General features: G+C 61.8%; 8 protein-coding genes. 4 read left to right on the forward strand and 4 right to left on the reverse strand.

Annotated elements, in window-relative coordinates:
* From AC1DUU_RS19470 to AC1DUU_RS19480, 3 genes are all read right to left on the reverse strand, one after another.
* On the reverse strand, positions 1-805 hold an 805-nt coding region (locus tag AC1DUU_RS19470; RefSeq protein WP_476785047.1), incomplete at its 3' end, for a branched-chain amino acid ABC transporter permease.
* Entirely contained in the window at positions 802-1554 is a 753-nt protein-coding gene (locus AC1DUU_RS19475) for a branched-chain amino acid ABC transporter ATP-binding protein (protein WP_476785048.1), read from the reverse strand. The genes AC1DUU_RS19475 and AC1DUU_RS19470, both read right to left, overlap by 4 nt.
* Complete coding sequence (locus AC1DUU_RS19480) at positions 1551-2354, reverse strand: ABC transporter ATP-binding protein (RefSeq protein ID WP_476785049.1); 804 nt, start codon at positions 2352-2354, stop codon at positions 1551-1553. The genes AC1DUU_RS19475 and AC1DUU_RS19480 overlap by 4 nt, the downstream gene beginning before the upstream one ends.
* 109 nt (positions 2355-2463) lie before the next feature.
* Between AC1DUU_RS19480 and AC1DUU_RS19485 the strand changes: the two genes are divergently transcribed.
* The 4 genes from AC1DUU_RS19485 to AC1DUU_RS19500 all read left to right on the forward strand — a co-directional run bounded on the left by AC1DUU_RS19485 (position 2464) and on the right by AC1DUU_RS19500 (position 5989).
* Positions 2464-3234: a GntR family transcriptional regulator gene (locus AC1DUU_RS19485; protein ID WP_476785050.1), complete on the forward strand. Its 771-nt coding sequence runs from the start codon at positions 2464-2466 to the stop codon at positions 3232-3234.
* Positions 3235-3237: 3 nt separating this feature from the next.
* Entirely contained in the window at positions 3238-3588 is a 351-nt protein-coding gene (locus tag AC1DUU_RS19490; protein WP_476785051.1) for a TIGR04076 family protein, read from the forward strand.
* A gap of 8 nt (positions 3589-3596) precedes the next feature.
* Complete coding sequence (locus tag AC1DUU_RS19495) at positions 3597-4646, forward strand: aldo/keto reductase (RefSeq protein WP_476785052.1); 1050 nt, start codon at positions 3597-3599, stop codon at positions 4644-4646.
* 74 nt (positions 4647-4720) lie between these two features.
* Complete coding sequence (locus tag AC1DUU_RS19500; RefSeq protein WP_476785053.1) at positions 4721-5989, forward strand: ABC transporter substrate-binding protein; 1269 nt, start codon at positions 4721-4723, stop codon at positions 5987-5989.
* Here AC1DUU_RS19500 and AC1DUU_RS19505 read toward each other — a convergent pair whose 3' ends face one another.
* On the reverse strand, positions 5990-6262 hold the full coding sequence (locus AC1DUU_RS19505) for a transposase (RefSeq protein WP_476785054.1): 273 nt from the start codon (positions 6260-6262) through the stop codon (positions 5990-5992).
* Between the last annotated feature and the right edge of the window lie 558 nt (positions 6263-6820).

The raw sequence follows: 6820 nt of genomic DNA on the forward strand, positions 1-6820 counted from the left end.
GCGCCTCGGCAAGTCCGACAATCAGCCCGGCAATCATGGCACCTGGCACGCTGCCAATGCCACCCAGGATAGCGGCAGCAAACAACGGCAGCAGAAGGTCTAGCCCCATCTGCGGGCGGATCTGAACCAGCAGTCCGGCCATCACGCCAGCGATGCAGGCGAGCCCCGCACCGAGCACCCAGACCGTACGGATCACCTTGCGCACGTCGATGCCGACAACGCCGGAAAGCTGCGGGTTTTCGCTGACCGCGCGCATCGAGCGTCCGATCGCTGTGCGCGTCAACAGGAGATGTACCGATGCCACCAGCACCGCCGCGACGCCGAGGGTTAGCAACTGGTCCGGCGTGGCGCGCAGCCCGCCGCCAAGCGGAAACGCGATCTGCAGCGCTTTGGTATAATAGAACGGCTGCGAGGTGAAGATGAATTCGAGAAGGTTGCGCAGGGTGAGTGCTGCGCCAAAACTCGCCATCACCAGGATGATCACCGCGCTGCGGCGCTCACGAAGCGGGCCGAAAAGCACGGCATCGACAAGCAGCGCCAGACCCGCGGTGAGGATGACTGCGATCACCGCCGCGAACGGCAGCGACCAGCCGAATGAAAACGGCCCGATCGGCGTCAACAGCGAGCCGGAGAGATAGCCGAGCGCACCGCTCACCGCGAGTGCGAAATAGGCGCCCCAGGCGACGAACTCGCCATGCGCGAAATTGGCGAAGCGCAGGATCGAATAAGTCAGCGTGACGCCGATCGCGCCAAGCCCGATCATCGAGCCGGTGATGAGGCCGTCCATCAGTGCTTGCGGGTTCATGAAGCCACCGGATTTTTGGCGTGGCGAGCGCCGAGATAGAGTTCGGCRACGATCGGATCGTCGGCAAGCCGCGACGCGGCCCCCTCATGCGCGATCAGGCCCTCGACGAGTATGACTGCCCTGTCGGCGACGGCGAGCGCGGCCTTGACGTTCTGCTCGACCAGAACGGTCGTCACGCCGGTTTTGTTGATGGTGGCAAGGCGGTCGAAAACCTCCGACACGATTTTTGGCGACAGACCGGCAGATGGTTCGTCGAGGATCAGCACGGATGGCTCGACGACCAGCGCACGGGCCACCGCCAGCATCTGGCGCTGTCCGCCCGAAAGCTGGCCGGCCCGGTGGGAAGGCCGCGAGCCAAGGTCGGGGAACATTGCGTAAAGTGCAGCGATCCTGTCGTTTCGCCGATCCTTCGGCAGGATGTTGGCGGCGATCTGAAGATTTTCATGGATGGTGAGCGTGGTGAAGATGTTCTCCGTCTGCGGCACGAAGGCCAAGCCATGGCGGATCTTTTCGTGGCTCGGCATGGCGGTGATATCGGCGCCGCCAAGCAGAACCTCTCCCGAGTGCACGGGAACCAGCCCGGCAATTGTCTTGACCAGGGTCGACTTGCCGGCCCCATTGGGGCCAAGCAGCACGACGAACTCGCCTTCATGCACTGAGAAATCGACGCCGCGCACGATCGGCAGGTCACGTTCGTAGCCGGCAACCAGCGCTCGGGTCGACAGTACGGGGTGCATGGTGGCGGTCATGCGACGCCTCCGAGATAGGCGCTAACGACAGCAGGGTGGCGGGAAACCTCCGCCGGCGTGCCTTCCGCCAGCAGCTTGCCTGCAGCCATCACGATCACCCGGTCGCATAGCCGCGCCACCATCTCCATGTTGTGTTCGATCAGCAGGATGGTCTTGCCTTGTGCATTCAGCGCGCGGACGCGGTCGATGATGAGTTCGAGCAACGTCGGATTTACGCCAGCCGCCGGCTCGTCCAGCAGGATCACGTCAGGGTCGGCCATCAGGATGCGCGCCAGTTCGAGCAGCTTGCGCTGGCCGCCCGACAAAACACGCGCCGGCTCGTTCTGTAATTTCGACAAAAGCACGAAATCGAGCAGCCCGCGCGCCTTCTCTACTGCCGCCCGCTGTTCGGCGGCGACCTTGCCTGCGCCGATAAAATTCATCCAGAAACGCTCGCCTGACTGATTCTGGGCGCCTGCCAACACGTTTTCAAGCACAGTCATTTCAGCGAAGGGACGCGGTATCTGAAAGGTACGGCCGACGCCGCGCCCGATGCGTTTTTCGGCGCCTTCGCCCGATACCTCGGCATCGGCGATCCTGATAGCACCAGACGTCGGCTTCATTGCCCCGGCGATCAGGTTGAACATGGTGGTCTTGCCCGCGCCGTTCGGGCCGATCAGCCCGACCATATCGCCCCGTCGCAGCGTCATCGACATGCCGTCGACCGCGCGCAGGCCGCCAAACTGCTTCACCAGGTCGCTGACCTCGATCAGGGGCGCATCGCCGTGAGCTAAACCGTTGGTCGAGAAGCTAGCCTGCATTCGAACTGCCGCGCCCAGTCGTGATCGTTGATGTTTGATCAAACTACATTGACACATTCGCGTATGGCAAGTAGAAAAACGGTGCCGATCATGATCGAAGGACTGCACGTTGAACGCCAACAATCTCCATGCTGTCGACCAGCGCGGCTCCAGCGCTTCGAAGGAGGGCAATTCCGGCCAGCGCAACGCCCTTGCGCCCGTCGGCCGCGAAACGCTGCATGAACGCGTCTATGCCGAATTGCGGCGCTCGCTGATCCATGGCGTTTTCGAAGCCGGCCAAGTGTTGCGGATCGTCGAACTGGCGGAAACGCTGCAGACCAGCACGATGCCTGTGCGCGAGGCGCTGGCGCGGCTCATTTCAGAGCAGGCACTCGAAGCACTTCCTAGCCGTTCAGTGCGCGTGCCGCTGGTCACCCGCGAACGGCTAGACGACCTTGCACAGGCGCGCCAGCTGATCGAGGAGCAACTGGTGGCGTTGGCTCTGCCCAACCTCGGTAAGGACGATTTCAATGAGTTGCGGCGGCTGACGCTCGCCTGCGAAGCGGCTTTCAAAAGCCACGATCCGGACAGGGCGCGTACGACATCCGAGCTCAACCACGCTTTCCACTTCTATATCTATCAAGCAGCGCGGTCGGCTGTACTCATCCCGATCGTCGAGAGTCTCTGGCTGCAATCCGGCCCCTATGTGCGCGCCGCGGCCCACATCCACGACGAAAACCGCGGCATACCTGCCGTGCATCATCACTGGGCGCTAATCGGAGCCCTGGAACGGGGCGACAAGGACGGCGCCAAGCGTGCGCTCACCGACGACATCACCCGCTCCTTCGATCTCGTCCGCAATCACCTTATCGCCATCGGCAATGGCGACGGGCAGGAGTAGATAATGACCGACGGCAAGGACGAAGCATTCGAACTTTTTGATCTGCGGGTCGAGGTCACTGCACCCGAGAACGGCCCCATCTATTGCGGCGCCAAACCTGGCGATCACTTCGAGTTGCGCGGCGAAATGCTCTTCCTGCCTCAGGGCCAGGGTTTCTCCATCTATTCGCTGGCTTCGGTGTTACCGCTGTTGGCGGCAAAGCAGCGCCCCACGCACCAGAACGACTGGATGACGACCGACGCGGAGGTGGCCTGCCCCGACCCCAATTGTTCGACGCGGCTGCGTATCACACGCACCGGGCTGCGCCGTTTCAACCATTCCGACACCACAGCCGTCCCCCTCCCCGGCGCTTGAGGACAGACATGCAGAAATTTCAACTGACGCCAGACTATGAAATATCGCGTGTCATTCGCGGCGGCTGGCAGATGGCCGGCGGCCATGGCGAAATCCGCGCCGACGAAGCCATGGCCGACATGACGGCATTTGCCGATGCAGGCATAACCACGTTCGACTGTGCAGACATCTACACCGGCGTCGAGGAGCTGATCGGCCAGTTTCGCGCGCACTATCGCAACCTGCGCGGCCAGGAAGCGCTCGATAAAATCCATGTGCACACCAAATTTGTTCCCGATCTCGACATCCTTGCGCACATCAGGAAGCAGAACGTCGAAAGCGTCATCGACCAGTCGCTGCGCCGGCTGAAGACGGAGCGGATCGATCTCGTTCAGTTCCACTGGTGGGATTATGACCAGCCACTGTGGCTGGATACCGCGCATTGGCTCGAAGAACTTCGCCGCGCAGGCAAGATCCGCAACTTCGGTGGCACCAATTTCGACACTGACCACATGACCGCCATCATCGACAGCGGCGTGCCGCTTGTCTCGATGCAAGTGCAATATTCCCTGCTCGACACCCGGCCACAGGGGACGATGGTCCCGGCGATTGCCCAGCGCGGCGTGTCGCTGCTCTGTTACGGAAGTGTCGCCGGCGGCTTCCTCAGCGACCGCTGGCTGGGCGTTGCCGAGCCAGGCGAGCCGTTGGAAAACCGATCGCTCACCAAATACAAGCTCATCATCGACGATTTAGGCGGCTGGGACCTGTTTCAGGCGCTGCTCCGGGCCTTGCGGGAGATCGCCGACCGCCATCAGACCGATGTAGCGACGGTGGCGAGTGCAGCCGTGCTTTTGCGCCCGGGCGTAGCCGCCGTCATCGTGGGGGCGCGCAACCGCGCGCATCTCGCCTCGAACCTTGCGATATCCGACATCTCGCTGACGCCCGCCGACATGGGACAGATCGATGCGGTGCTGGCTTCCGCGACCCCGCTTGTCGGCGACGTGTACGCGCTGGAGCGCGATCGCACCGGCCGCCATGGCTCGATCATGAAATACAACCTCAACAAGGGAGCCGCCTGAAAGCAGCTCCAGAAAATCCGCCTGAACCACTGGCCGACAGGGAACCGGCCAAACAACAAAGAAGGGGAATGGAAATGAAAAGAACACTGCTTCTGACCACCGCGTTTGCGGCCCTAGCGCTCGGAGCCGCCGCGCCCGCCAATGCCGCGGATTGCGACATCACCATCGGCATGGTGATGGAACTGACCGGCCCGGCCGGCGCCTATGGACAGGCCGGCGCGAAAGCCGTCGACATGGCATTCCGCGACTTCAACGAAGCCGGCGGCGTCGGCGGCTGCAAGCTGGTCACCGATACGCGCGACAGCCAGAGCCAGGGCACCGTTGCCGTTGACCAGGCAACACAGCTCGTCAACATCAAGAAAGTACCGGTGATTATCGGGGGCATCATTTCCTCGGTGTCGATCCCGATCCTCACCTCGGTCACTGCGCCCGCCGGTGTCGTGCAGGTCTCGCCGGCATCGTCCTCGCCGACGCTGACCGAGCTCGCCCGCGACGGCAAGACCAACGGTGTGTTCTTCCGCACCATCACCTCCGACGCGCTGCAGGGAACCGCTGCCGCCAGGTTTGCGCTCGACCAAGGCCTGAAGAAGATCGCCATCGTCCATGTCAACAACGACTTCGGCGTCAACATGGTGCGCGAGTTCAAGGCCGCCTACGAAAAGCTCGGCGGCGTCATCACCTCGGTCACGCCCTACAACGAAAAGCAGGCTAGCTACTCGGCGGAAGCAACTTCGGCAATGGCAGGCGAACCCGAGGCGCTTTACCTCGTCAGCTATCCCGTCGACGGCGCAACGATCGCGCGCGCTTGGATTTCCAACGGAGGTCCGCAGAAATTCCTGCTCAACGACGGGATGAACTCGTCAGACTTCGTAGCAGCCGTCGGCGCGCAGTATCTGGAAAACGCCTTCGGAACCTCGTCGGGCACCAGCAAGACGGCATCGACCGAATACTTCAACGCCAATTTCGAGAGCTTCTCCAACGGCATCAAGCCGGATGCTCCCGCTGCCGACCGTTCCTATGACGCTGGCGCCATCGTGGCGCTTGCCGTCGCCAAGGCAGGCAAGGGCGACGCAGCCGCAATCAAGGCCGCCATTCCCCAGGTCGTTGCCGCCGACGGCGAACCTATCCACGCCGGCAAGGAAGAGTTCACCAAGGCCTTGGCGCTGATCAAGGAAGGCAAACCGGTCAAGTATGAAGGCGTCATCGGCCCGGTGAGCTTCGATGAGCATGGCGACATCACTGGCCCGTTCAGGCTGTGGCGCATTCAGTCGGGCGAAGTGAAGACAATCGGCGAGATGAGCGCCGCCGACGTGACCAAGCTCAAGGCCGAGCTTGAAAAATAGCTACGGCCACTGTCTGCAGCAAATCATGTAGCAATCCCCGAAGCGCCTGACTGCGCTTCGGGGATTGTTATTGACGAACGGTGGTGCGGTTTCCGATCCGGAAGATGTATGGGTTCTCCTCTGGATTACGCCGCTGGAATTGCGCCTATCGCTGAATATCGCGCTGCCCGATCTTCGAAGTGCGCCCAAGCTTGCACTCGCCGATGCTGAGTGTTGGCGGGGGACAAGCCCGAGCCAGGCTGCGAAGGCGCGCCCGCGCTGGAAGCTTGCCATGTACGAACGTTTCGATCGTCATGGCAGTGACCGGACCGATGCCAGGCATGCGGCGCAAGCGTGTAGCGATGGCGGTTTGCTTCGTCGGCGACCCGCACGTCTAGCGCTTCGATCCGCTTCGTAAGCTGCGCAATCTGGTCGAGGTAGAGATGACCGAGATCGTGGACCAGGTCGGGCAGGTCATTGCCTGCTTGAGCAAGGATGGCTGAGAGACGGATAACGCTCCCAAGGCCAATGGGTGCAAGATGACCATGTTCGGCCAGATGGCCGCGCGGGGCATTGGCGAGCTGTGTGCGCTGCCCAATCAGCAACTCGCGAGTTCGAAACAACGTGGCATAAGGCTGCTAATCAGCCGTCTTGATCGGCACTGTTCGCATTGTCGTTCGCTGGGAAGCACCAGCGATAGCCTCGGCATCAGCCATATATTCCGCAGGTAGAATACGCCATATATGATGAGTTAGTTTGATATTTTGTGCATATCTGGATACTTAAATAGCGAGCGCTATCTCAGTCTGGTCGTTTACGAAGGCGGCCTCATATTCGCGCGCCAGCGTACTG

Source organism: Aminobacter sp. P4_H6_2, from assembly GCF_056400805.1.

Excerpts from the sequence above, each read along its gene's own strand:
- AC1DUU_RS19480 (WP_476785049.1), bottom strand. The coding sequence starts at position 2,354 with ATGCAGGCTAGCTTCTCGACCAACGGTTTAGCTCACGGCGATGCGCCC.
- AC1DUU_RS19490 (WP_476785051.1), top strand. The coding sequence starts at position 3,238 with ATGACCGACGGCAAGGACGAAGCATTCGAACTTTTTGATCTGCGGGTC.
- AC1DUU_RS19495 (WP_476785052.1), top strand. The coding sequence starts at position 3,597 with ATGCAGAAATTTCAACTGACGCCAGACTATGAAATATCGCGTGTCATT.
- AC1DUU_RS19500 (WP_476785053.1), top strand. The coding sequence starts at position 4,721 with ATGAAAAGAACACTGCTTCTGACCACCGCGTTTGCGGCCCTAGCGCTC.
- AC1DUU_RS19505 (WP_476785054.1), bottom strand. The coding sequence starts at position 6,262 with ATGGCAAGCTTCCAGCGCGGGCGCGCCTTCGCAGCCTGGCTCGGGCTT.